Origin of the sequence: Bacillus cereus group sp. MG1 (genome assembly GCF_040460035.1) — a bacterium.
Classification (GTDB): Bacteria; Bacillota; Bacilli; order Bacillales; family Bacillaceae_G; genus Bacillus_A; species Bacillus_A cereus.
This window is the reverse complement of sequence record NZ_JARVGY010000001.1, coordinates 529,414-552,600: the sequence shown is the minus strand read 5'-3', so window position 1 is coordinate 552,600 and position 23,187 is coordinate 529,414. Positions and strand designations below refer to the sequence as shown.

The following is a 23,187-nucleotide window of genomic DNA, read 5'->3' as shown; positions in this document are numbered from 1 at the left end:
ACCTAAAATAGGTGTCCGCTTTTATAGTTTTTTCATCCACATATCATATGACAGTAGCTACTTAGCAGAAGCAAGCAGCACCGACGATGATTAAGAGGATAAATAATACGACTAATAGCGCAAATCCATTACCATGTGCGAAGCCCATTGTTATTTCCTCCTTTTATTTTAAGATACAACATACAATATGCAAATGAGCTATTGTTTGATATGGACATATATCATGCAATGACATATTTTCTTGAATGATAATGTAATAAAAAAGGGAAGATATAGAAATAACAGTAAGTGGAGAAAGGAATTTATCCATGAAGCACTTTTTCGCTATAATCCTTTGTTTAATAGGTGTATTCATTTGGATGAACATCGATGTGGAAATGGGGAAGGAAATGGCTAGTGAATATGAATTAGGACAAGTTCGATTAGGTGAATTTCAACTATATACGAACGGTGAAGAGTTATATAGAAAATTATTTGACGATATAAACGATGCAGAAAAGTATATATATATCCATTTTTATATTGTAGGAAAAGATGAAATAAGCCAAGAGTTTTTACAGTTATTAGAGAAAAAAGCATCTAGCGGAGTAGAAGTGAAATTGTCAGTCGATCGGGTAGGCGGATATAAGCTGAAGAAAAAGGTAATTAGCCGATTAAAAGAAAACGGTGTGAAGTTTACATTTAGTAAAAAACCGAAACTGAAAAATATGTTCTATTCTTTGCATCAACGAAATCATAGACGTATTGTTACGATAGATGGAAAGGTATCATACGTCGGTGGCTTTAATATCGGAAAGGAGTACCTTGGACAAAATCCAAAGTTTGGGCCATGGCGTGATTATCACGTGCGCATCCATGGTGAGGGTGCAGCGGATATGGAAAGAAAGTTCGCCGAAGATTGGAAAGAAGATACAGGAGAAAAAATGCCTATACATGAAAGTATACCTACATTAGGGAATGTGAAATATCAATATTTATTTTCAAATGGAAAAGGCTTATGGGAAAAATATGGAGCACTATTAAAGCAGGCTAAAAAGTCTTTAATTATCGCTACACCATATTTTGTACCAAGTAAAGAAATGGTGAAAGAGTTAAAAGCTGCATTAAATCGTGGTGTTAATGTAAAAATTCTCGTGCCATTTAAAAGTGATGCCATATTGTTAAAACAAGCTGCCTATCCATATTTGAAAGATATGTTACATGCTGGAGCGGAGATTTATCAATATCGAAATGGATTTTTTCATGGGAAAGTAACAATTATTGATGGAGAAATTGTTGATATTGGGACAGCGAATTTTGATAATAGAAGTTTTTATTTAAATTGTGAGTCTAACTGTATCATATATGATAAAACCGTTGTTGATGAAGTATGGAGTCGATTACAGGTAGACTTTCATAAATCAAAACGATTTTCTGAAGAAGATTTTGAGAAAATTAGTAGATGGGATTGGTTTTTAGCAAGAATAGCGAATGTTTTAGCATCATATTTATAGTATATGGACGAAAGAGAAGGGAGGCGCTTTAATGGACTGTATGAAAGAATTAATGAGATATAGTTATATACTAATATACAAGGTTGGAGAGTATGCTGGAAAGGTCAGAGACGAAGAATTAAAAAATCTATTACAGCACCATTTACCATATATGTTACAAGCATATAATGAACAAGTAAATTTTCAAGAAGGAGAGAATGTGCAACATATAACCTGTGAAACAACGGAGTTTGATTTGCATGAAATGGAAAAGGAAACAGTTAGTAAATATACAGGGGATATTCATATTGCAACCAGTTATATTGCGCACTTGAAACGATTAGCTTTAAAGTTTGCTCAAGTTGCAGTGGAAGTTGCTAATCCAGAGTTTCGCTCATTTTTGGAAAATTGTTTCCTGAAAATGAACCGTTACGCTTATAGTGTGTGGCAATATGTTATGAAGAAGGAATATAAGATTACACATCTATATGAAAATGAAAAGTTTGCATGAGAAACTAAGGCGAAATGGTATGCGCCTTAGTTTTTTTACGTCCATTGAGAGAAAAAACTAGTTTTATTGTGTATCGATTGGAAATGAAATATATAAATTAAAATTAGGATTTGTTATCAGAAGATTTACAAAAATTTACCGTATATTTACTATTTTTCAATCTCTCCTTTAAAAATAGAGAGTAATATGAGGTTGTACATATTCTATCACAAGGAGGAAACGCAAATGAACAAATGGGTTAAATCATTAACTGCTATGGCACTTGCAAGTTCTTTATTAATGGTAGGTTGTAGTAAAGGTGAGGACAAGAAGAAAGAAGACGACACAACAACACAACAAGAGGATAAAAAGGATAAAGAAACAAGCGGAACCGAGAAGTCTACTGATTCTAAAGAAAAGAAATAAAGTAATAATAAAGCTTCCTCTCATATATGAGGAAGCTTTTTTTGTTGTAAATTTATTGAGATTATTGAAAAATAGAAAGAGAATGAAAGAGGGGGAAAACAAATGAAAGTATGTATATTGGGAGCAACAGGACGAGTAGGTTCAAACATAATTAATTTAGCATTAAAGGATTCAGCTGAAGTGACTGCATTAGCGCGTGATTTAAATAGAATAGAAATACAACATGAAAGGCTACGAGTGATAGAAGGTAATGTATTGAACGAAAATGATATAAAGAAAGTGATAGAAGGAAGCGATATAGTAATTAGTGCACTTGGAACGGATCAAAATGGAACATTAGGGAAGAGTATGCCACAAATCATTAAGCAAATGGAAGAAGAAGGGGTTCGTAGAATCATAACAATAGGAACAGCTGGTATTTTACAAGCAAGAACAAATCTAAATTTATATCGTTTTCAATCAACGGAATCCAAAAGGAAAACGACAACGGCAGCGGAAGATCATTTGGCTGCATATAAAGTACTAAGTAATAGTAATAATTTATGTTGGACAGTTGTTTGTCCGACACATTTAATAGATGGTGAGGCGACAGAGGTATATCGAACTGAAAAAGATATATTGCCAGAGGGTGGATCAAAAATTACAGTGGGTGATACAGCACACTTTGCATGGGATCTATGTAAGAAAAACATATATGAAAATAGTCGAGTAGGTATTGCATATTAAAAAACCATCCCGAAGTCGGGATGGTTAAAAGATGATATAACACAAGAAGATGATAATCATAATGATTTGGAGAATTGCTTTCGCTACTGTACTGCTTAAAAAACCAACTACAGTAGCGACTCCAACTAGAAAGGCATCTTTTGGCGCTTTTTTATGCACTAGTTCTGTTATAAATACTGATAAGAACGGTATGATAATAAGTCCGAATGGTGGGAAGAAGAACGATCCGACAATGATAGAAATCATTCCGACACGTTCGCCCCATTTAGAACTACCGTATTTTTTTAAGAAATATCCATTTGCAATAAAATCAGCAACGAAAATGAAAAGAGTAAAAATGACTTGAATAATCCAAAAAGAAGTTGTTAATTCGCCTCCATTTATACCGAAATGGTAAATCAAATATCCAGCCCAGACAGCTAGTATGCCAGGGATAATTGGATAAATAAAGGCGAGAAATGAAACAACGAAACAGGCAATGATACAAATTGTTAATAAAACAGTCACTTTATAGCTCCTTTTTAATATCTAGTTTATGTACAGCAACTTTTTTGACTTGATGGCCATCAAGTTCTAATACTTTAAATTGAAAACCAGCATATTCAATGGAATAGCCAGCTTCAATATTTAAGTCAACTGCTTGAGAAAGAAGCCATCCTCCGATTGTATCTAAATCACTATCATCAATATGTAGGCCAAACATATCATTTACTTCAGAAATAAGCACCTTTCCATCTAAAACAGTAAGCTTAGGTGTACGCTTTTCAATCATAGGTGATTCATCCGCATCGAATTCATCTTGAATTTCTCCAATGATTTCTTCAAGAATATCTTCCATCGTTAAAAGTCCGGCAGTACCACCATATTCATCCATAACGATTGCCATCTGAACGCGATTTTTTTGAAGATGGACTAACGTTTTACGAATTGGAACTGTTTCAAATACAGTTAGAACAGGATGTATATAAGATTCAAGTGGCTTATAAATACCTTTCGTTTGATCATGGAATACTTCTTTCGTATTGATCATCCCAATGATATCATCTTTATCTTTTTCGATAATTGGATAGCGTGTATATTTTTCAGTAGCGACGATATCCATATTTTCTTCTAACGTATTTTCAGTAGATAAGCAAATCATTTCGGTACGAGGAACCATAATTTCTTTTGCAACTCGATCATCAAATTCAAAAATGTTATTTACATATTTATATTCGGTTTGGTTTATTTCACCGCTTTTAAAACTTTCACCTAAAATGAGTCGCAATTCCTCTTCAGAATGAGCAAGTTCACTTTCTTTCGCAGGTTCTAATCCGAGTAATTTTGTGAAAAATATAGCTGTACTATTGAGTAGCCAAATGAATGGGTACATAATTTTATCAAATAAAATAAGCGGTCTTGCAAATTTGAGTGTGATCGCTTCTGCTTTTTGAATTGCGAAAGACTTTGGAACTAATTCACCTAATACAACGTGGAAAAATGTAATAACACTAAAAGCAATAACAAAAGATAAAGTGTTAGCCATTGTTCCAGTAATATTAATTTTTTCAAAGAGCGGTCGTAGTATATGTTCCACAGTCGGTTCACCAAGCCAACCAAGCCCTAAAGAAGTGATTGTAATTCCGAGCTGACAAGCTGATAAATAAACATCTAAATTAGATAGGACGCTTCTTGCAGCTAAAGCTTGTTTATTACCTTCATTTGCAAGTTGGTCAATTCGACTTTTTCGTACTTTTACAACAGCGAATTCTGATGCAACGAAAAAGCCAGAAATAAGAATAAGTACAAAGATGAGAAAAATATTTAATATGTCCAAGCGTGTTCTCCATTCCAAGGTTTGGAATAAAGATGTCACCTCCTGCAATTATGTTATACTTTTATAATAAATCCAAATGAAAAGAATAGTCAAAGGAAAAGGGTAAATATTGGTATGTTTCTGTAATAGTTTTTGAATTTGCTGTTATTTTGTCCGCTATACAAAAGGAATAACCCCCTACTTTTAGATTATAGAGGGTTATTTTAAATTAAGGTTTTGGAACACTTCTCGTCAAAGTGTATGACTGTTGTTTGGAGTAGTTTGTGGTCCATAGTGTTTGAAGGAAAGAAAGTATGCTATATGGGATATAGAGTAGTAATAAGCCGATTGTAACAATTATGGGTGAATTTCCGCCAAATTGAACGATAAATTGTAACAGTCCATTTGCATGAAAAACGCATTCCATAAAAACGAATGAAAGAATAATGGAACCTAAAATTGATTTATGATTCGAAGTAAGCGCCAAAAACAATGTATCCACAAGAAAAGAATCATGTTTTATTTCATATTCATTTGTGTTTTTTAAGAAAGGAATCCATTTTTTTACTGCTTGCATAACGATAATCATGGAAGTACTACATACGATGATAAATGATGAGTAGTAAGGAAGGTTTATAAATTGTGCGATGTATAGAAGTAGTAATAAGACTGAACATTGTAATACTACAGTGCAAAAAGAGTAAGGAATCCATTTCAATACAGTAGTAAACTTTTTAAACGAATTAGGTACTTTGAAAAATAAATGGCCGATACCCAAACTTATGAAAAATCCGATCGCAAGGGTAAAAGTAAAACGAACAATCGATATAAAATATATTTCCCATATGTAAGGGAATAATGGTGTTGAATGATTAGAAGTATGTATCATTTGGTTTGCTGAGAAAAAGATAGATTCATGCATCCAATCAACCTTTGGAATTGATATAGAAGAAAGCTGTGCGAAGTTTTGAAAAATGCTAATAAATTCATTTTGATAAGAATAATTGTGTGTAATAAAAAGAGCTGGAATAGGACTTATGGCAAAAATAACAATAATACCAATTATAAATTTACATATATGTGAGCGTAATAAGGACATATAACCACCTACTCTTAGAATATTCAGAAAATTCTTATTCTTATTTTAGCTTTTTTTGAAAGAAGTTACAATATATTTTTCATTTAGTAATTCAGAGAGAAGATTTGATAGCAAAAATATACAAGTGAAGGATTCATGAATAAATTATGACAAGAAAATGAATAATTTTCAGAAAAATAAAATAAATTATTTATTTTTTTCTGAAAATATAATATAGTTATGGCACAGAAAGTATTTTAACATAAGGAGGCTTTTTATGAGGATTAAAGGGAATTACGTGCCGAAAAGGGAAGTTTTACTGTGCTCAAGTTCGATTACGATAGGGGAAGCGTTAGAGCATTTAAATAAAACGGGGTATCGTTGTGTACCAGTTTTAGATGAAAAAAAAGAGAAATTTTTAGGGAATATATATAAAGTAGATATTTTAGAATATAAAGGATCACTTGATGAGAGTGTAATACAATTATTAAACGATAAAGAAGGATTTGTGAGAGAAGATTCATCTTTCTTTAAAGTATTTTTTACAATAAAAAAATTGCCTTATTTATCAGTAGTTGATGAAAAAGGGGTTTTCCTTGGAATTTTAACGCATAAAAAAGTTTTTGAGTTATTAGAGGATGCATGGGGCGTTCACTCTAGTAAATACTCTGTCATGATTGGAACGCAAGACTATAATGGAGCAATCCAAAAGTTATCGACAGTTTTAAAGAAATACACTGGTATTCAAAGTTTGATGACTTTTGATAATGATGCCTTATTAGTTCGTAGAATTATGTTTACATTAGGAGAAGAGTTTAACGACGGTGAATTAGAGACATTATTGGAAGATTTAGAAGATCACGGATTTAGAGTTGTGTATGTGGAAGAGATGAAAAATCCACGTGAAGTTGAAACGATAGAGTAACATACAAAAGCCATCTAATTATATTGAAGTGCACCCCAATTGTTAGACACAGTCTAACAATTGGAGGTGCATTTTTTATGGCTAAATTTTCTTCAAAAGAAAAAATCCAAGCGGTGAAACGATATTTAGATGGTACAGAAAGTGGAAAAACAATTGCTAAATCTATAGGAGTTAACCCTAGCGTACTTCGTGAGTGGATTAGACGATATGAGTCTTCAGGTGAAAAGGCCTTTGAAAAGTGCTATACATTCTACCCAGCCCAGTATAAACTAGATGTACTTTATTATATGAATGAACACGGGACATCTATCAGAGAAACAGCGGCACTTTTCAATATACCGTCTTATGAAACACTTCGGAAATGGAAAATAGCTTATGAAACAGGAGGATTGGATGCCCTACAATCAAAGAAAAAGGGGCGTCCAACCATGAAAGATAAAAAAATAAAGCCAGTAGATGAAGGATCAATCGAAGCCTTACAAGCGGAAAATGAGCGTTTACGTATGGAAAATGCATATTTAAAAAAGTTGAATGCCTTAGTTCAAAACAAAGAAAAATCACCAAACAAGACAAAGCGCAAGTAATCTACGAGTTAAGGCATGAATTTCCTATCAAGGAGTTACTTCAACTCGCAAACATTCCACGTAGTACGTACTATTACTGGATGAAACGTTTTAATCGTCCTGATCCAAATGCGGAGGTAAAAGAACTGATTCAAGCTATTTATAATGAACACGATGGGTGTTATGGTTATCGTCGTATTCGTGATGAACTTATGAATCGTGGACACAAAGTAAATCATAAAAAAGTGTATCGCCTTATGAAAGAATTAGGGTTAAAATGTCTGGTTCGTATGAAAAAATACCGCTCTTACAAAGGGACAGTTGGGAAAATTGCGCCAAATATTTTAAATCGCAACTTCCAAGCTGAAAAACCAAATGAAAAGTGGGTTACAGATATTACGGAGTTTAAGTTATTTTGGGAGAAGTTATACCTATCACCAATGTTGGATTTATTTAATGGTGAAATTATCACGTATACAATTGGTTCAAGACCGACCTATTCCCTTGTTTCAACGATGTTGGACCAAGCCCTTTATTGTGTAACCAATCCGGATAAACTCCTCATTCACTCTGATCAAGGTTGGCACTATCAAATGAAACAATACCGTCATTCTCTTAAGAATTGTGGCATAACTCAAAGTATGTCTCGCAAAGGAAACTGTTATGACAATGCCGTTATTGAAAATTTCTTCGGTATCATGAAATCGGAATTTCTGTATCGAAAAGAATTTGAAAGTATAACACATTTCAAACAAGAATTAGCAAAGTATATAGAATACTATAATCATAAAAGAATTAAGGCAAAATTAAAGGGTATGAGCCCAGTACAATACCGGGCTCATACCCTAGAGGCTGCCTAATGAAACGACCTGTCTAACTTTCGGGGGTCACTTCAATATTAGATGGCTTTTGTATGTTACGTGTATAAAGTTATTTGAAAATAACGATCGAATAATAGGTGAGATTATAACAATATTTGTGTAAGAGAATAAAAAATGTAGATAATTTCGATTTTCAAAAAAATCAATTTGAAAATATGTTTTTATTTTGCAACTAAATATGTTACTATATGTGTGATAAAAACAAAGAGGTCTGACATCTACACTCCACATAATAATACTCTAATGATTTGAAAATTCAAAAAAATCAAAATTTAAAATAATAATTGTATTAATGATTAGAGTAAAAATAAGGGGAATGGAGAAATTATGGAGAAAGACACTGCTTTGTAAGGGGCATATTTTATCATCTTGAGCAGAGAGGAGGATGCATAGCATATTGTAAAATATAGAGATAAACAATGAAAAAGTGCTATGCAAATGAAGAGCATGAAGGGACGTTTAAGGCCAGGTGATACGGTAGCAATTGGTTTAATGCTATTTGCATTATTTTTAGGAGCAGGAAATTTAATTTTTCCGCCAGTTTTAGGTCAACAAGCAGGAGAGAATGTTTGGATTGCTACAATAGGATTCCTTGTAACGGGAGTCGGATTACCCCTACTAGCTGTAACAGCTGTCGCGTTTGTAGAGGGGGACTTGAAAGCGCTGTCTTCTAGAGTCCACCCTATATTTGCGTTTATTTTCCCATTGATTAGTTATTTAGCAATTGGACCATTTTTCGCGATTCCTCGTACTGGAGCTGTTTCGTTTGAAATGGGTATGAAGCCGTTTTTATCAGAGGCAATGGTTTCAGAGTGGTACATGCTATTTCTTTTCACGATAGTTTTCTTCGGAATAACGTGGTATTTATCATTAAATCCATCTAAATTAGTGGATTGGTTCGGAAAGTTTCTTACACCATTATTAGTATTAATTGTCGCTGTTATTGTCGGAAAGGCAATTATTGATCCAATTGGAGAGCCAGCTGCGCCGTTAGCTGCTTACAAAGAAAATGCTTTCTTTGGTGGATTTATTCAAGGATATTTAACGATGGATGCAATTAGCGCGCTCGTATTCGGAATTGTCGTTGTACAAGTTATCCGCTCTAAAGGGATAAAAGAGAGTAGTCAAATTGCAAAAATAACAGTAGTATCAGGTATTATTGCTGTACTTGGTTTAACGTTAATTTATTTATCACTTGCTTATCTTGGTTCAACAAGTACATCACTTGGTATCTCAGAAAACGGTGGTCTTATTTTAACGAATGTTGTAAATGAGCTATATGGGACGAGTGGTAAAATTTTATTAGGGCTTGTTATTATACTCGCTTGTTTAACAACTTCTGTTGGGCTAACATCTGCGTGTGCGGGTTTCTTTACAAACTTATTCCCAAAACTTTCGCATAAAACGATTGTAACAATGGTATGTGTATTTAGTTTAATTGTATCTAACCTAGGTTTAACGCAATTAATCGCAGTAACATTACCTGTGTTAATGATCATTTATCCAGTTGCAATTGTATTAATCGTACTTTCTTATTTCCATAAGTGGATTGGGAAGCGTAATACAATTTATATTGGAGCTATTTTAGGTGCATTGTTAATTAGTTTCTTTAACGGTTTAGAAAGTGCGAAAATTAAAATTGACGCGATTTCTAATGTACTACAAATGTTACCGTTATATAACGAAGGAATCGGATGGTTAATTCCATCATGTATTGGCGGGATTCTCGGTTTCTTCTTCTATAAATCAAATGAATCAAGTGAATTACAAAAGAAAGGTGCTTAGGCACCTTTCTTTTTTTGAAGGGGATTTTTGTATTTTGTCTAAGTAATAATTGGGGGGAATGATAAATGGCTAATTTTGAAGATTTTTTAAATTTGGATTTGAGAATTGGAACTGTAATACATGCAGAGGAATTTAAAGAAGCGAGAGTACCAGCGATTAAACTAGCAATAGATTTTGGAGAAATCGGGATAAAGCAGTCAAGTGCTCAAATTACGAAAAGGTATAGTCCAGAAGATTTAATCGGTCAACAAATCGTTGCTGTTGTAAACTTTCCACCAAAGCGTGTAGCTGGATTCAAATCAGAAGTACTTGTGCTTGGTGGTGTTCCTGAAGCTGATGATGTTGTGTTACTTCAGCCTAATATGAAATTGCCAAATGGAACAAAAATTAGCTAGGGTGAAGGTAGGGGCTAATATGGATATCGGACGAGAATATTTACAATGTGCGATTTCGAACTTTAAAGCAACAAAGAAACAAGGGGAACGGGCACTTTCTCAATTATCATATGAACAAATACAATGGTCTTCTCATGAAGAAACAAATAGTATAGCGATTATTATTAAGCATCTGCACGGTAATATGCGTTCTAGATGGACGGATTTTTTAACGTCTGATGGTGAAAAAACAGATCGTAATCGAGATGGTGAATTTGAAGGATGCTATCACTCAAAAGAAGAAACCCTTATAGCTTGGCAAGAAGGATGGAAATATGTTTTTAATACGATGAATACTTTAACGCCGGAACACTTATTGAAGACGGTATACATTCGCGGTGAAGCACATACTGTCATGCAAGCAATTGAAAGGCAAATTGCTCATTATGCATTGCATATTGGTCAGATTATTTACATTGGGAAGATGTTAAAAGAAAATGAGTGGGAATGTTTAAGTATTCCGAGAGGTCAGTCTGCGCGTTATGTAGAGAAAAAACGTTCAACATAATAATAAGAAAGAAACCGATAAAAAATGGGAAAAAAGAAAGTCAGCCAAATAATAGATGGTTCTGTAATCATAAGAATACTGCCAAAAATAATTCCATATATAATAAGAAAGAAATTGAAAAGTGTATTCACAGGGAGAAATCGTGAGATAAACACTTGCTGTCGTTTAAAACAATCACTGTGAAATAAATAAAAGCGGAAGTACCATGTGGCTGTAATAAGGTCTTTCTTTCTCACAATTCTTTTTTTGCATGTATGACAGATAAATGGTGGTTGCATTTCATTACGCTCCATTTTTTATTTTCATAATAATGTGAGACAAAAGTAGGTACAAAGTGTATGTTCCTATATACGCTCCTGCAATAAGGAAAAATGGATTCAGTAAAATTCCATGAATGCTCGTCATGAAAACTAAATCTTGTATTAAAACATCGTATATATTAATGGAAATAATTGTACCGAGTACATACAGTGCCAAGTACGCAGAAATATGTAGCACAATAGAGATTTTTGGTTGCTTAGCGGACAAATAAAAAATGAATGATAGAGCGATTGGTAATATTCCTATTAATAGCTTCAATTCATTTCACCTCATTAACAATATAGCCGGAATTTTAACGGTCTATTCTCTAGGGCTTGTACATAACTTAAAATAGAGAGGTGATAGTATGAATCGGGGCTTTTTTTTTATGAAGTTTACAAATATGCGTAAGTTAGTTTTATTTGTTATTACTACAATGCTAGCGACTTTTTTTCTTATTAGTCTGATGGTAACCTCTATGAAAGAGACAAAGTCAACGTATTTATATAATTGGTTAAATGAGTTATCGATGAATGGTTACATGTATGTACTTGGAAAAGAGAATCATTATTTTACACAGGAGTATCGAAATTTGAATCAAGATTTTTCAATTTCTTCTTTTCTCTTTTCTATGGCTACAAATATTCGCTTTAATGATGTACGCAGTTTCGTCGGGAAAGAGCTCCCGGGGTTTGGTAAGTACGATACAGAAATTGTTATTGCGGGTGAGGGTACAAATTATTCTAACTTACCGATAGAGTCGAGTGTTCCTCTTGAAGAAGTAGTGAAGGAACGGACTAGTGGAACTGGACAAGCACCTAAACAAGATACGAGTAAAGAGAAAAAACAGCCGTCCCAAACGACCGGGAAGAGACAAGTTGCGTTTATTTATCATACACATAGCTGGGAATCTTATTTACCTTTACTTAACTTAACGAATGACCCGGATCCGAATAAAGCAACGAGTTCTGTATCGAATATTTCTATATTAGGAGATCGTTTCCGTGAACAACTAGAAGGAGAAGGGATTGGAGCTACTAACGATAAGAGTGATGTTGGTCAAAAGTTAATAAGTAAAGGTTTAAACAGTAATAGTTCGTATAAGATGTCACGAGAAATTGTGCAGCAAGCTATGGCTGGAAATAAAGATCTTCAATACTTTTTTGATTTGCATCGTGATAGTGCCCGAAAGAATGTAACGACAAAAACAATTGGAGATAAATCATATGCAAAGCTTGCATTTGTAGTAGGGAAAGGAAATAAAAACTATGAAAAAAACTTACAATTAGCGACAGCTTTACATGAGGCGATTAATAAGAAATATCCAGGAGTGAGTCGTGGGGTCATTCAAAAAGGGTTCCAGACAGGAAATGGAATCTATAATCAAGACTTATCAGGACAAGCGATATTAATAGAAGTTGGCGGTGTAGATAATACAGTGGAAGAATTGAATCGATCAATTGATGCACTTGCTAAAGCATTTGGTGAATATTTTTGGCAGGCAGAAAAAGTGAATGGATAAAGTGAAACGTGAATTAGCCAGGACATCTATCGATAATTATTAGCTCACTTCAATCTTGAAAAAACGTAAGTGTAATGCTTGCGTTTTTTCTTTGTAATGGTGAGACGTCACAGAATAGACATAATTTGTCGTTGTTATAGTAATATCGAAATTTGTCAATTTATAGTAGGAGATTTACAAAGGAATTTTCGGGAAAGTAGAGAAAATCTTTTTATAAGGAAAACTTTTTATTATGAAACTGGTAGGGTGATTGAAGTGATTAGGGAAATCGAAATAGAAGATGCAGCATCATTTTTGCAATTAAGTAAGCAATTAGATGAAGAAACGAAGTTTATGCTATATGAACCAGGAGAAAGGAAAACTACAGCTGAGCAACAAGAAAAAATGATCCATCGATTTATGGAAAATGAATATGCAACAATATTTGTAGCAGTTGAAGATGAGAGGATAGTAGGTTTTATATTAGTGAATGGAAATAACATTCAAAGAAAGAGGCATGTGGCAAGCATTGTAATTGGTATTTTGCAAGAGTATAACGGGCGAGGTATTGGGACTAGATTGTTTAAAGAGGTTGAGAAGTGGGCAAAATTACATGATGTATGGCGTTTAGAATTAACAGTAATGGCCCACAATACAAGAGCTCAGGCACTATATAAAAAAGCTGGATTTGAGAAAGAAGGTGTCAAAAAAGCTGCTCTTATTATCGATGGAAAGGGCATCGATGAGTATGAAATGGCCAAATTATTAAAATAAGAGGTCGTTATATGAAAAAAAGATGGGCACTACTTGGTATTGTAGCTGCAATAATTATTATTGGAGTAGCAGGAATCAATTATAAAATGTATAAGGATAAGCAGGCGCGGGAAGTAAGTGTAAATAGCATATTTCCGAAAGCGAAAGAAACGATTGCTAATATGGATGGGGATATTGCGGTAATTAATAATCCGAATTCAATGCTTGTACTTGTAAATAAAAGTAGGCGTTTACCAGATGGGTATAGACCGCCAGATTTAGTTATTCCGAAAGTGCGCTACTCTAGTGAAGGTGATCAAGAAAAGAAAAAGATGAGAAAAGAGGCAGCGAGGGCGCTTGAGGATATGTTTCAGCAGGCTGACAACGAGCGTATTTTTCTTTTTGCAGTTTCTGGATTTAGATCTTTTGATCGACAAAAAGCATTAAATACGATGTATAAAAAACAAGACGGGGAAGCAAAAACAGCAATGTCTAGCGCGGTTCCTGGCACAAGTGAGCATCAAACTGGACTAGCTATGGATATTACGTCTCAATCTGCTAAATTTCAGTTAGAGACGGTTTTTGGGGAAACGAAAGAAGGTCAGTGGCTTTCTGAAAATGCCCATAAATTTGGTTTTGTTGTTCGATACACAAAAGCGAAAGAAACGATTACGGGTTATCGGTATGAACCATGGCACGTAAGGTATGTGGGAAATCCACAAGCTACATATTTGTATGATAATCAACTGACGCTTGAAGAAGTAACAGAGTAAATGATTGAGGGGAGAGACGTATAATGACGATGTTATATAAGAAAAAAGTACATGCATATATTACAAGAGAAAAAGAGGGGGTTATGCAATTACTTGTTTTTAAACATCGTGATATACATGAAGCTGGTATTCAAGTGCCAGGAGGAACGGTTAATGAAGGTGAAACGTTAGAAGCGGCTATATTGCGTGAAGTACAGGAAGAATCCGGATTGCGTCATTTATGCATAGAACGTTTTTTAGCAGATTACATCATACATATGAAAGAAAAACAGGAATATGAAAAATGCCACTTTTTTCATGTAACTTTACTAACAGATGTAAAGGATACTTGGGAACATATTGTAAGTGCTGGTGAGGAAGATAAAGGATTAGTATTTTGCTACGAATGGGTTGATATTGCAAAATGCCCTGAATTAGCTGGGAAACAAGGTGAGTTTTTACATTTGTTAGATGAAGTATACGCACAGTAATGTAAGAGTCTGAAGCGAAGGTTAATCCGTTTCAGACTATTTTTATTTTTCGGTAAATTAAAGGTGTTTAAATAAGGAAATTGAATTTCTTTAAAGGAATATTAATTTAGGATGTGTTGAGGTGAAAAAAATGAAAAAGTAAGGGGTATACGCTAAAAAAGTTCATATAAGGGAGAATATAAATGGAAATTCAGTTTAATCCAATCTTAAAAAAGGAATTAACAATTCAAGATATTCAAAATGAAATGGAATCAGGAAAGTTAACTTCAAAAGAGCTAGTGATGTATTATCTTTATAGAATCGCAAAGTATGATCAAGACGGACCGAAAATCAATTCAATTTTAGAAATCAATCCAGATGCAATTTTTATTGCAGAAGCGTTAGATTATGAAAGAAAGACAAAAGGTATAAGGGGTCCATTACATGGAATACCTGTTTTGCTTAAGGATAATATTGAAACGAATGACTCCATGCATACAAGTGCAGGTACAATAGCTCTAGAACAAAATATAAGCAGTGAAGATGCATTTCTCGTTACTCAACTGCGAGAAGCAGGGGCAGTGATAATTGGAAAAACGAATATGACAGAATTAGCAAATGCAATGTCTTTTGAAATGTGGGCTGGATATAGTGCAAAAGGTGGTCAAACAATCAATCCATACGGAACGGGCAAGGATCATATGTTTGTTGGCGGATCTAGTACAGGATCTGCGATAGCAGTTGCTGCTAACTTTACAGTAGTATCTGTTGGGACAGAAACCGATGCTTCTATTTTGAGCCCCGCTGTTCAAAATTCTGTAGTAGGTATTAAACCGACTGTCGGTTTAATTAGTCGTAGAGGAATTATTCCATTTACTTATTCACAAGATACAGCTGGACCATTTGCTAGAACGGTAACAGATGCTGCTATTTTGCTAGGGAGTTTAACTGGAGTGGATGAGAAAGATGTAGTTACTCGAAAAAGTGAAAATAGGGCATATCGGGATTATACATCTTACCTTGATGCAAATGGTTTAAATGGAGCGAAGATTGGTGTGTTTAACGATGCACCAAAAGATTATTACGAAAATGGTGAGTATGATGAAATCTTGTTTAAGGAAACGATTCAAGTATTACGTAATGAAGGAGCGACAGTAGTAGAAAATATTGATATTCCTTCTTTTCATAGAGAATGGAGCTGGGGAGTTCCGCTTTATGAGCTGAAGCATAGTTTAGATAACTATCTTTCTAAATTACCTTCTACTATCCCGGTACATTCTATTTCGGAGTTAATGGAGTTTAATAAAAACATAGCAGAAAGAGCTTTAAAATATGGACAAACTAAGTTAGAGGGAAGAAAAGATTTTCCTAATACTTTACGAAATCCAGAATATTTAAATGCGAGATTAGAAGATATATATTTTTCTCAAGAACAAGGCATTGATTTTGCATTGGAAAAATATAATCTTGATGCGATACTGTTTCCTTCCTATATAGGTTCTACTATATGTGCAAAAGCGGGTTATCCGTCTATAGCAATACCAGCAGGGTATATGGAAAGCGGGAGGCCTTTTGGAATTACCATTGCAAGCACTGCCTTTAGTGAAGGGATATTAATTAAATTAGCTTATGCTTTTGAACAAGCGACAAAGCATAGAAAAATCCCCAACTTATCATGAATAGAATAAACAAAGAGGACAGGAATCCCTGTCCTCTTTGTTTTAGTGATTAAATTGAAATATCGTTCTGCTCTGTCTTATGATATTTTAATAAACTAAAAGATAAACAAGCGGAACATAAAATAAGAATAGAAGCGATGATATAAATTGTACGAACACCGAACATATCAGTAATAATGCCAATGCTAAGCATAGATAGTCCAGAGGCTGTTGAAAGAAGTGCACCATGTGCTGTATACATTTTGGATAATAAAGCAGGGGCGACACTTGATTGTAAAACAGTCGTTTGGGAAATATCTCTAATTTGATAACATGGTCCCATTAGAACACATAGAAAAAGCGCAATAAATCCGCTGCTCGTCATACCATATAAAAATGTAAGAATGCTAAATATAAGAGAGCCAATCGACATAGATCGTATTAAATTGTTTTGAATATAGGAACTCATTTTCCATGCTAATAGACCACCGATTAACGTGCCAACATAATAACTTGTATTAATATATCCCCACCATTCTTCGCCTTTATGAAGGATAGTCGTAACGTATGCCATCGTAATAGCACCAATCCATATTGTCCCTGCGAAAGTTTCGATTAAGTCCATATATGTAACGGTACGGAGAGAAGGATTTTGAAATAGGAGTTTCCAACCTTCCAATAAAACAGTACTTTTGGAAGAGGGAGAATCTGCTATTCTTTCAGTATGTATGGAACGTAATGAAAAATGTACGGCAATGCATCCGAAAATCATTAAAATGTTATTAATCATGAGTGTAGAAGTAGCGCCAATGAGAAGAACGACAATACTCGTAAATGAATAAGCAACGGCTTGCACAATTTGTGTTGAAAAGGAAAAGATACTATTTACTTTTACTAATTTTTCTTTCGGTGTAAGGCGCGGGAGAATACCGTATAATAACGGAGCACTCCACCCACTACATAATGAAATGACAAAAATAAAAGTTAATAGAGCTATAATGTTTGTGGATAAGACCGGGAACAAAATCATTAATAATAGTAAAAAGACTGTTTTCAGCCATTGGAGCGTATATAACAGCGTATAAGATGGAAAACGATTTATTATAAGTGGTGCAGAGATGTTAGCAATTAGATTTGTGATAACTTGTAATAATGGAAAAAGAGCAGTAATAGTAGCTGATTTAGTTGCTATATAAATATGAGTTGTAATAATCATTACATATACGATGTCAGCGAGAGTAATGCATATTTTGGAACCTAAATAGTAGATTAGTGACAGGTTTCTCAATAAGATTATCACCTCTATAAAAAATAGTATTTAGTAATTAGAATAATTGTAATTTAAAAATTAAAATTTTTAAAGAATTTAATTTTTTGTCACTTTTTGAAAGGGATTTTCATGTATAATGAAGGATATATTGATATAGTATTATATTAATGATCATTGTAACAGTGAGTATGTACAATAGCTTGTAGCAAACGCCCAAGTGTAAGAAAGGGCGGATAAACCATTCTTTTCTTCATATACATATAGAAAATGAGAAAGAAAGTGAGGGTTGCATATGGCTGCTTGGGTAATTTGGTTTATAATAGCTGGTATTTTATTTATCGCAGAAATGTTGTCGATTACATTTTACATGCTTTGGCTTGGAATTGGAGCTGTTGTCGGAGGTCTTATTGCTTTGTTTGCTCCTGATGCACTACTGTTACAAGTTACTGTTGGTGCAATTGTTAGTTTAACTTTGACATTCTTTACGAAAAGAATTTCAAAAAACTTTCGAGAAGCAAAAGGTTTTACTGATACAGTAGATATGCTTGTTGGTAAAAAAGGGATTGTTATGCAAACGATTACAAATGAAGCGAATGGTATTGTGAAAGTGGATGGAGATACTTGGACAGCTATTGCAGATTCTTCAATTGATGCTGGAGAAAAAGTCGTTGTTATAAAGAGGCATAGTACTATATTACAAGTGAAAAAGGAGAGTGAATAAATATGGTAGCATTAACGTTAACGATTATATTCGCACTAATTGTAGTTACATTTATCGCATTAACAATTAAAATTATTCCTCAGCAAAAAGTTGGGGTTGTTGAAAGATTTGGTAAGTTTCAACGTATCATGCACCCAGGGTTAAATATTTTAATACCAATTGTAGATCGTGTTCGTGTATATCATGACTTACGTATTCAACAAACGAATGTACCACCGCAAAAGGTAATTACGAAAGATAATGTTCAAGTAGAAATTGATACTATTATTTTCTATCAAATTGTTGAACCAGAACTTGCGACATATGGTATTTCAAACTATGAATATGGTGTTCGTAATATTACTTCAGCAACGATGCGTCAAATTATCGGTAAAATGGAACTGGATGAAACGTTATCTGGTCGTGAAAAAATTTCAACAGAAATCCGCTTAGCGCTTGATGAAGCAACAGAAAAATGGGGCGTACGTATTGAACGTGTCGAAGTTGTTGATATTAACCCGCCAAAAGATGTGCAAGCATCAATGGAAAAACAAATGAAGGCTGAGCGTAATAAACGTGCGATTATTTTAGAAGCTGAAGCAGCAAAACAAGATAAAGTCCTTCGTGCTGAAGGGGAAAAGCAAAGTAAAATCTTGATGGCTGAAGGGGATAAAGAAGCGCGTATTCGCGAAGCTGAAGGTATAAAAGAAGCAAAAGAATTAGAAGCGCAAGGGGAAGCAAGGGCAATTGAAGAAATCGCAAAAGCAGAACAAAATCGTATTGAATTGCTTCGTGAAGCGAATTTGGATGAGCGTATACTTGCTTACAAATCATTTGAATCATTAGCTGAAGTTGCAAAAGGACCAGCAAATAAAGTCTTTATTCCGTCTAATGCAATTGAAACACTTGGTACTCTTGGGGCAATTGGAGAAATATTTAAAGAAAAACAAGTGAAGAAACTACCTTCAAATGATACAGGAAAAGAACAATAAAAGTGAGGAAGAGAAATGGGATACCATTTCTCTTTTTTTTGCGTATATTCCGAAAAGCTTGTACATATCCATGTATAAAGAAGGTGATGCAGTGAAAAAGTATGCAACTCGAATACATGGGAAGAAACTGATTTCGTTACTCCTTTTATATGCGCTAATAGTAATTATGATAGCGTCGATTTTGACGTCATTTTTACATACAATGAAATCGAATTATGCAAATCAATGGTTTGGAAAAGTATCGATGCAAGGTTTTGTTCAAATGATAGAAAGTGAGAATCGCTATTACGGATTTGATTATTTTAAGAAGAATAAAAGAGAGTCAGTTGGAAATTTAATGTTCTCTATTGCGACAGATTTGAAAATTAAAGATTTAAGAACATTCGTCGGTAAAGAAGTACCTGGTATGTCAAAGTATTATTCTAATATTATCGTAGCTGGGGAAGGGACAAACTTGACGAATATCCCAAATGAATCTAGTGTACCGATTGAAGAAGTAACGAAAGAACGGGAAGTAGCAAAAGATAAAGTTACAGAAGCGGAAAAGAATAATCCGGTTCAGAAAAAGAACGGAGCGAAAAAAGGTGAAAGTGCAGTATATATTTATCATACACATAGCTGGGAATCCTTCTTTCCATTATTACCAGGGGCTACGGATCCATCAAGTCCAGATGTAAATGTGTCCTTACTAGGGAAACGTATGAAAGAGCAACTTGAAGGACAAGGAATTCCGGTAGTTCACGATAAAACGAATATGGGTGATTTATTAGCGAGTAAAAAATGGAAATGGCCGCAATCATATAAAGCGTCTCATGAATATGTAAAAGAAGCATTAGCACAAAATAATAAAATTGCGTTTCCAATTGATATACACCGTGACGATCAGCGTAAGAAAGTAACAACAAAAGTAATTAACGGAAAATCGTATGCAAGATTATATTTTATAATTGGGATGGAAAATGAAGGCCGTGCTGAAAATGAAAAAATTGCAAGAGCGATCAATAGTTATTTAGATGAAAACTACTACGGATTAAGTAGAGGGATTTTTCCCAAGTATAAAAAAGATGGAAATGGCGTTTATAATCAAGATTTATCGAAAAATGCGATGTTAATTGAAGTTGGTGGTGTTGATAATACGTTAGATGAATTATATAACACAATTGATGTGTTAACAGAAGCGTTTAGTAAATATTATTGGAATGATGCGGAAAAAGTGAATGGATGAGGGACGGGAGACCGTTCCTTTTTTATTTTGGAATCTTAAAATGTGATATAATGGAATTTTATGAATGTTAAATAAAGGGAGAGAGAAACATGCAAATACTACTAATACGCCACGGAGAATCAGAAGCTGATATTTTACATGTGCATGAAGGTCGAGCTGATTTTGAGTTAACTGACAAAGGGAGACAACAAGTACAAAGACTTGTACAGAAAGTGAAAAAAGATTTTGCGCCAGATTTCATTTGGGCAAGCACATTAAAACGCGCTCGTGAAACGGGTGAAATATTAGCAGAAGCAATTGGTTGTCCAATTCAATTAGAAGAGGAATTAATGGAGTTTAATAATGGAGTGCAAGCAGGCGTATCATTTGAAGAAGCAAAGAAATATCCAGAGCCAAAGTTTCTTCATGACCGTTTTGAAAACGGAGAATCATTTATTGAGTTTCGAATGAGAATAGAAGGAATCTTTTCTAAAATTATGATAGAGAATACATATGATCGAATTGCAATTGTTGCCCATGGAGGCGTAATTAATAGTCTATTACGTGCATTTTTCAAAATGCCAATTTCAATGGACTACTATTTCAAAATGGGAGATACGGGAATAAGTTTAATTGAAATTGAGGGTGAACAAAAAACGGTGCATTTCATTAATGATACGAATCATTTGGACGGGATGTAAAGACTTATGTACAAAGTTGTATTTTTCGATGTTGACGGTACGTTATTAAGTGAGATTGATAGAAGCATGCACGAAAGTACAAAAGAAGCGATACGAAGGTTAATAGATAAAGGAATTCACGTAGTTGTTACAACTGGAAGACCGTATAGTTTATGCTCACAATTTAAGGAACTAGGTATAAATACGTTTATTTCAGCAAATGGTGCACATATAAAATGTGGGAAAGAAGTTATACATAAATCAGTACTTTCAAGCGAAATCGTTCATGATATTTCAAATTTTGCTGAATTACATGGTCACAGTGTTTCTTACTTTACAGAAGAATTTGCAATGAATAATATTGCTTCCAAAGATGAACGTGTCATGCGAGCGTTAAATGAAACTTTAAATTTAGAGCGGTATCCTGACAAAGTTAGAAACTTATCAGATGAGATGTATTGCATATGTCTGTATGCTGATGATACAGAAGCTCAAAAATTCATTGAAAGATATCCAGCACTTACGTTTGAGCGTTTTCATGGTTACGTTATAAATGTATTGGAAGATAGTAAAGTATCGAAGCTAACTGCAATTCAAAAAGTATTGGAACATTTAAACATTAGTAAATTAGAAGCCATTGCTTTTGGCGATGGTGGAAATGATATTGAGATGTTGCAGTATGTAGGATTAGGAGTTGCGATGGGAAATGGTGGAGAGGAGTTGAAGAGAAGGGCTGATTTCGTTACAACGAAGGCGAGTGAAGGCGGAATTTCTTATGCCTTAAAGAAGTTGCGAATTATTTAAAACTAATAGTTAGTCAGTGTGAAAAATCCTGTTTTAATAATGGCTTTTGTTAATATGTATACTGTTTTAGGGAATTATTTGAGCTCTCCTACTTACAATTTAACTGCAGAACAAATCCTTTATTTTCGCTTAGCAGGGCTGTTTGGTATGTTGCTGTCACCACTTGCAGGTCTTTTAACAAAGAGGTTTGAAGTAAGGAAAGTTCTTCAAGGAGGATTGTTGATTGTTATTTTTAGTCTAAGTTCAATGGGCTTTGTTTCGGATCTATCTCTACTTGTAATGATGAGTGTCTGTTTTGTAATAGGTATTGCTATATCCGTTCCGTCTTTAGTTTCTCTTGGAGGTCAATTAGGAGGGAAAGCAAGGGGAATATACTTTTATTTTATTTTTAGGTACTAGTATAGGACCTATCATTTCTATTTATCTTATGAAAATAGGAGGTTATGCTCAAACATTTATTTTATTAGGAATGATACTTTTTATTGGTTTTGTAGCTAATTAATGAATGAGTGGAAAATCACTCAAATAAAGGAATGCGAGGATCTTTCATATGCTCGCATAATAAAATATGAATTTGTCCACGATGATGATAAAAGTGTGCAACGATTTCAAGTAACCATTCAAAGCGCGAATAAGAAATCCCCCAATAGGCAGTCATAACTTTTGCTAATTCTATTTGGGAGTAGGAAAGAAATGTTTTAGAGAGAAGGTTGTATCCTTCAATCATCGTTTGTTGCATGTGAGCAACTGTTACGGGTGTATGTTCTATATAAAAGGTATGTAATTCTTTTTCTGAAATACCATTTAAAATGAGTAAATCAGCATGACAAATAAGAGAAAGATGTGCACACATTTCAAATAATGATCGTTTTGAGTGAATCGGTTGTATTTTTAAATCGTTTTCACTATATTGGTTAAGCATATAAATAGAAGTATCAATAGCAACTTTTAGTTGATGCAATGCAGATTGAACAAACATTGTAATTCTCCTCGTCTCCGTATATAATAGTTTCTTGAGGA

General features: G+C 34.0%; 28 protein-coding genes. 20 read left to right on the top strand and 8 right to left on the bottom strand.

The annotated features are described in order from the left end of the window. Window positions 1–61: 61 nt before the first annotated feature. On the bottom strand, window positions 62–148 hold the full coding sequence (locus QCI79_RS02665) for a YjcZ family sporulation protein (protein WP_000505094.1): 87 nt from the start codon (window positions 146–148) through the stop codon (window positions 62–64). 160 nt (window positions 149–308) lie between these two features. Between QCI79_RS02665 and cls the strand changes: the two genes are divergently transcribed. The 4 genes from cls to QCI79_RS02645 all read left to right on the top strand — a co-directional run bounded on the left by cls (window position 309) and on the right by QCI79_RS02645 (window position 3,114). Continuing rightward, the gene (gene cls, locus QCI79_RS02660) at window positions 309–1,493 is read left to right on the top strand and encodes a cardiolipin synthase (RefSeq protein WP_002004934.1); all 1,185 of its coding nucleotides are present in this window, start codon (window positions 309–311) and stop codon (window positions 1,491–1,493) included. 31 nt (window positions 1,494–1,524) lie between these two features. Beyond that, window positions 1,525–1,983, top strand: coding sequence for a spore coat protein (locus tag QCI79_RS02655; RefSeq protein ID WP_000340535.1), 459 nt, complete (start codon window positions 1,525–1,527; stop codon window positions 1,981–1,983). A gap of 225 nt (window positions 1,984–2,208) precedes the next feature. Next, window positions 2,209–2,388: a hypothetical protein gene (locus QCI79_RS02650; RefSeq protein ID WP_001045960.1), complete on the top strand. Its 180-nt coding sequence runs from the start codon at window positions 2,209–2,211 to the stop codon at window positions 2,386–2,388. Window positions 2,389–2,490: 102 nt separating this feature from the next. Beyond that, window positions 2,491–3,114, top strand: a complete 624-nt coding sequence (locus QCI79_RS02645; protein WP_000861653.1) for an NAD(P)-dependent oxidoreductase — start codon at window positions 2,491–2,493, stop codon at window positions 3,112–3,114. 24 nt (window positions 3,115–3,138) lie between these two features. Here the strand turns inward: QCI79_RS02645 and QCI79_RS02640 are convergent, their stop codons facing one another. The 3 genes from QCI79_RS02640 to QCI79_RS02630 form a co-directional block, all read right to left on the bottom strand. Further along, window positions 3,139–3,621 (bottom strand): DUF456 domain-containing protein, encoded by a 483-nt coding sequence (locus QCI79_RS02640; RefSeq protein WP_000217338.1) that lies wholly within the window; start codon window positions 3,619–3,621, stop codon window positions 3,139–3,141. A 1-nt stretch (window position 3,622) separates the two neighbouring features. Further along, window positions 3,623–4,930 carry a hemolysin family protein gene (locus QCI79_RS02635; RefSeq protein WP_000353738.1) on the bottom strand — a complete coding sequence of 436 codons (1,308 nt, stop codon included), beginning with the start codon at window positions 4,928–4,930 and terminating at the stop codon, window positions 3,623–3,625. Between the two features lie 208 nt (window positions 4,931–5,138). Continuing rightward, window positions 5,139–6,008: a hypothetical protein gene (locus QCI79_RS02630; RefSeq protein WP_000055257.1), complete on the bottom strand. Its 870-nt coding sequence runs from the start codon at window positions 6,006–6,008 to the stop codon at window positions 5,139–5,141. Between the two features lie 256 nt (window positions 6,009–6,264). Between QCI79_RS02630 and cbpA the strand changes: the two genes are divergently transcribed. The 5 genes from cbpA (at window position 6,265) to QCI79_RS02605 (ending at window position 11,083) form a co-directional block, all read left to right on the top strand. Further along, on the top strand, window positions 6,265–6,912 hold the full coding sequence (gene cbpA, locus QCI79_RS02625; RefSeq protein ID WP_001220524.1) for a cyclic di-AMP binding protein CbpA: 648 nt from the start codon (window positions 6,265–6,267) through the stop codon (window positions 6,910–6,912). Window positions 6,913–6,989: 77 nt separating this feature from the next. Then, a protein-coding gene (locus QCI79_RS02620) for an IS3-like element ISBth10 family transposase (protein WP_209291817.1) occupies window positions 6,990–8,335 on the top strand; the annotation gives its coding sequence in 2 pieces (ribosomal slippage) (window positions 6,990–7,431 and window positions 7,431–8,335; 1,347 coding nt in all). Between the two features lie 468 nt (window positions 8,336–8,803). After that, window positions 8,804–10,141, top strand: a complete 1,338-nt coding sequence (gene brnQ4, locus QCI79_RS02615; RefSeq protein WP_011110049.1) for a branched-chain amino acid transport system II carrier protein BrnQ4 — start codon at window positions 8,804–8,806, stop codon at window positions 10,139–10,141. Between the two features lie 65 nt (window positions 10,142–10,206). Next, window positions 10,207–10,536 (top strand): chaperone CsaA, encoded by a 330-nt coding sequence (gene csaA / locus QCI79_RS02610; RefSeq protein WP_001263016.1) that lies wholly within the window; start codon window positions 10,207–10,209, stop codon window positions 10,534–10,536. After that, entirely contained in the window at window positions 10,517–11,083 is a 567-nt protein-coding gene (locus QCI79_RS02605) for a DUF1572 domain-containing protein (protein ID WP_000435828.1), read from the top strand. Before csaA ends, QCI79_RS02605 begins: the two co-directional genes overlap by 20 nt. On the opposite strand, the gene QCI79_RS02600 is transcribed toward QCI79_RS02605, so the two are convergent. Together QCI79_RS02600 and QCI79_RS02595 are read right to left on the bottom strand one after the other, a co-directional pair. Beyond that, window positions 11,056–11,361: a hypothetical protein gene (locus QCI79_RS02600; RefSeq protein WP_016109792.1), complete on the bottom strand. Its 306-nt coding sequence runs from the start codon at window positions 11,359–11,361 to the stop codon at window positions 11,056–11,058. The genes QCI79_RS02605 and QCI79_RS02600 overlap by 28 nt on opposite strands. A 4-nt stretch (window positions 11,362–11,365) precedes the next feature. Then, entirely contained in the window at window positions 11,366–11,662 is a 297-nt protein-coding gene (locus QCI79_RS02595) for a hypothetical protein (RefSeq protein ID WP_000770738.1), read from the bottom strand. 88 nt (window positions 11,663–11,750) lie between these two features. Here QCI79_RS02595 and spoIIP (QCI79_RS02590) point away from each other — a divergent pair, with 88 nt between their 5' ends. The 5 genes from spoIIP (QCI79_RS02590) (at window position 11,751) to QCI79_RS02570 (ending at window position 16,538) form a co-directional block, all read left to right on the top strand. After that, on the top strand, window positions 11,751–12,905 hold the full coding sequence (gene spoIIP, locus QCI79_RS02590; protein ID WP_001079274.1) for a stage II sporulation protein P: 1,155 nt from the start codon (window positions 11,751–11,753) through the stop codon (window positions 12,903–12,905). Window positions 12,906–13,160: 255 nt separating this feature from the next. Then, on the top strand, window positions 13,161–13,658 hold the full coding sequence (locus QCI79_RS02585; protein WP_000617573.1) for a GNAT family N-acetyltransferase: 498 nt from the start codon (window positions 13,161–13,163) through the stop codon (window positions 13,656–13,658). A gap of 11 nt (window positions 13,659–13,669) precedes the next feature. Further along, window positions 13,670–14,410: a M15 family metallopeptidase gene (locus QCI79_RS02580; protein WP_000747647.1), complete on the top strand. Its 741-nt coding sequence runs from the start codon at window positions 13,670–13,672 to the stop codon at window positions 14,408–14,410. A gap of 23 nt (window positions 14,411–14,433) precedes the next feature. Beyond that, a complete protein-coding gene (locus tag QCI79_RS02575; RefSeq protein ID WP_000178288.1) occupies window positions 14,434–14,880 on the top strand; it encodes an NUDIX hydrolase in 447 nt (148 codons plus the stop codon). A 182-nt stretch (window positions 14,881–15,062) separates the two neighbouring features. Further along, entirely contained in the window at window positions 15,063–16,538 is a 1,476-nt protein-coding gene (locus QCI79_RS02570) for an amidase family protein (protein WP_000405395.1), read from the top strand. Between the two features lie 49 nt (window positions 16,539–16,587). On the opposite strand, the gene QCI79_RS02565 is transcribed toward QCI79_RS02570, so the two are convergent. Beyond that, the gene (locus QCI79_RS02565; RefSeq protein ID WP_021727883.1) at window positions 16,588–17,805 is read right to left on the bottom strand and encodes an MFS transporter; all 1,218 of its coding nucleotides are present in this window, start codon (window positions 17,803–17,805) and stop codon (window positions 16,588–16,590) included. A 274-nt stretch (window positions 17,806–18,079) separates the two neighbouring features. Between QCI79_RS02565 and QCI79_RS02560 the strand changes: the two genes are divergently transcribed. The 6 genes from QCI79_RS02560 to QCI79_RS02535 all read left to right on the top strand — a co-directional run bounded on the left by QCI79_RS02560 (window position 18,080) and on the right by QCI79_RS02535 (window position 22,566). After that, window positions 18,080–18,508 carry an NfeD family protein gene (locus QCI79_RS02560; RefSeq protein WP_000741975.1) on the top strand — a complete coding sequence of 143 codons (429 nt, stop codon included), beginning with the start codon at window positions 18,080–18,082 and terminating at the stop codon, window positions 18,506–18,508. 2 nt (window positions 18,509–18,510) lie between these two features. Further along, the gene (locus QCI79_RS02555; protein ID WP_000226253.1) at window positions 18,511–19,479 is read left to right on the top strand and encodes an SPFH domain-containing protein; all 969 of its coding nucleotides are present in this window, start codon (window positions 18,511–18,513) and stop codon (window positions 19,477–19,479) included. Continuing rightward, window positions 19,457–20,704 (top strand): stage II sporulation protein P, encoded by a 1,248-nt coding sequence (gene spoIIP, locus QCI79_RS02550; RefSeq protein WP_000613905.1) that lies wholly within the window; start codon window positions 19,457–19,459, stop codon window positions 20,702–20,704. The genes QCI79_RS02555 and spoIIP (QCI79_RS02550) overlap by 23 nt, the downstream gene beginning before the upstream one ends. A gap of 89 nt (window positions 20,705–20,793) precedes the next feature. Next, the gene (locus QCI79_RS02545) at window positions 20,794–21,384 is read left to right on the top strand and encodes a histidine phosphatase family protein (protein WP_001166434.1); all 591 of its coding nucleotides are present in this window, start codon (window positions 20,794–20,796) and stop codon (window positions 21,382–21,384) included. A gap of 6 nt (window positions 21,385–21,390) precedes the next feature. Beyond that, entirely contained in the window at window positions 21,391–22,167 is a 777-nt protein-coding gene (locus QCI79_RS02540; RefSeq protein ID WP_000278964.1) for a Cof-type HAD-IIB family hydrolase, read from the top strand. Between the two features lie 39 nt (window positions 22,168–22,206). Then, window positions 22,207–22,566, top strand: coding sequence for an MFS transporter (locus QCI79_RS02535; protein WP_003284084.1), 360 nt, complete (start codon window positions 22,207–22,209; stop codon window positions 22,564–22,566). A 118-nt stretch (window positions 22,567–22,684) separates the two neighbouring features. Here the strand turns inward: QCI79_RS02535 and QCI79_RS02530 are convergent, their stop codons facing one another. Beyond that, window positions 22,685–23,146 (bottom strand): DinB family protein, encoded by a 462-nt coding sequence (locus QCI79_RS02530; RefSeq protein WP_000498004.1) that lies wholly within the window; start codon window positions 23,144–23,146, stop codon window positions 22,685–22,687. Window positions 23,147–23,187 lie beyond the last annotated feature (41 nt).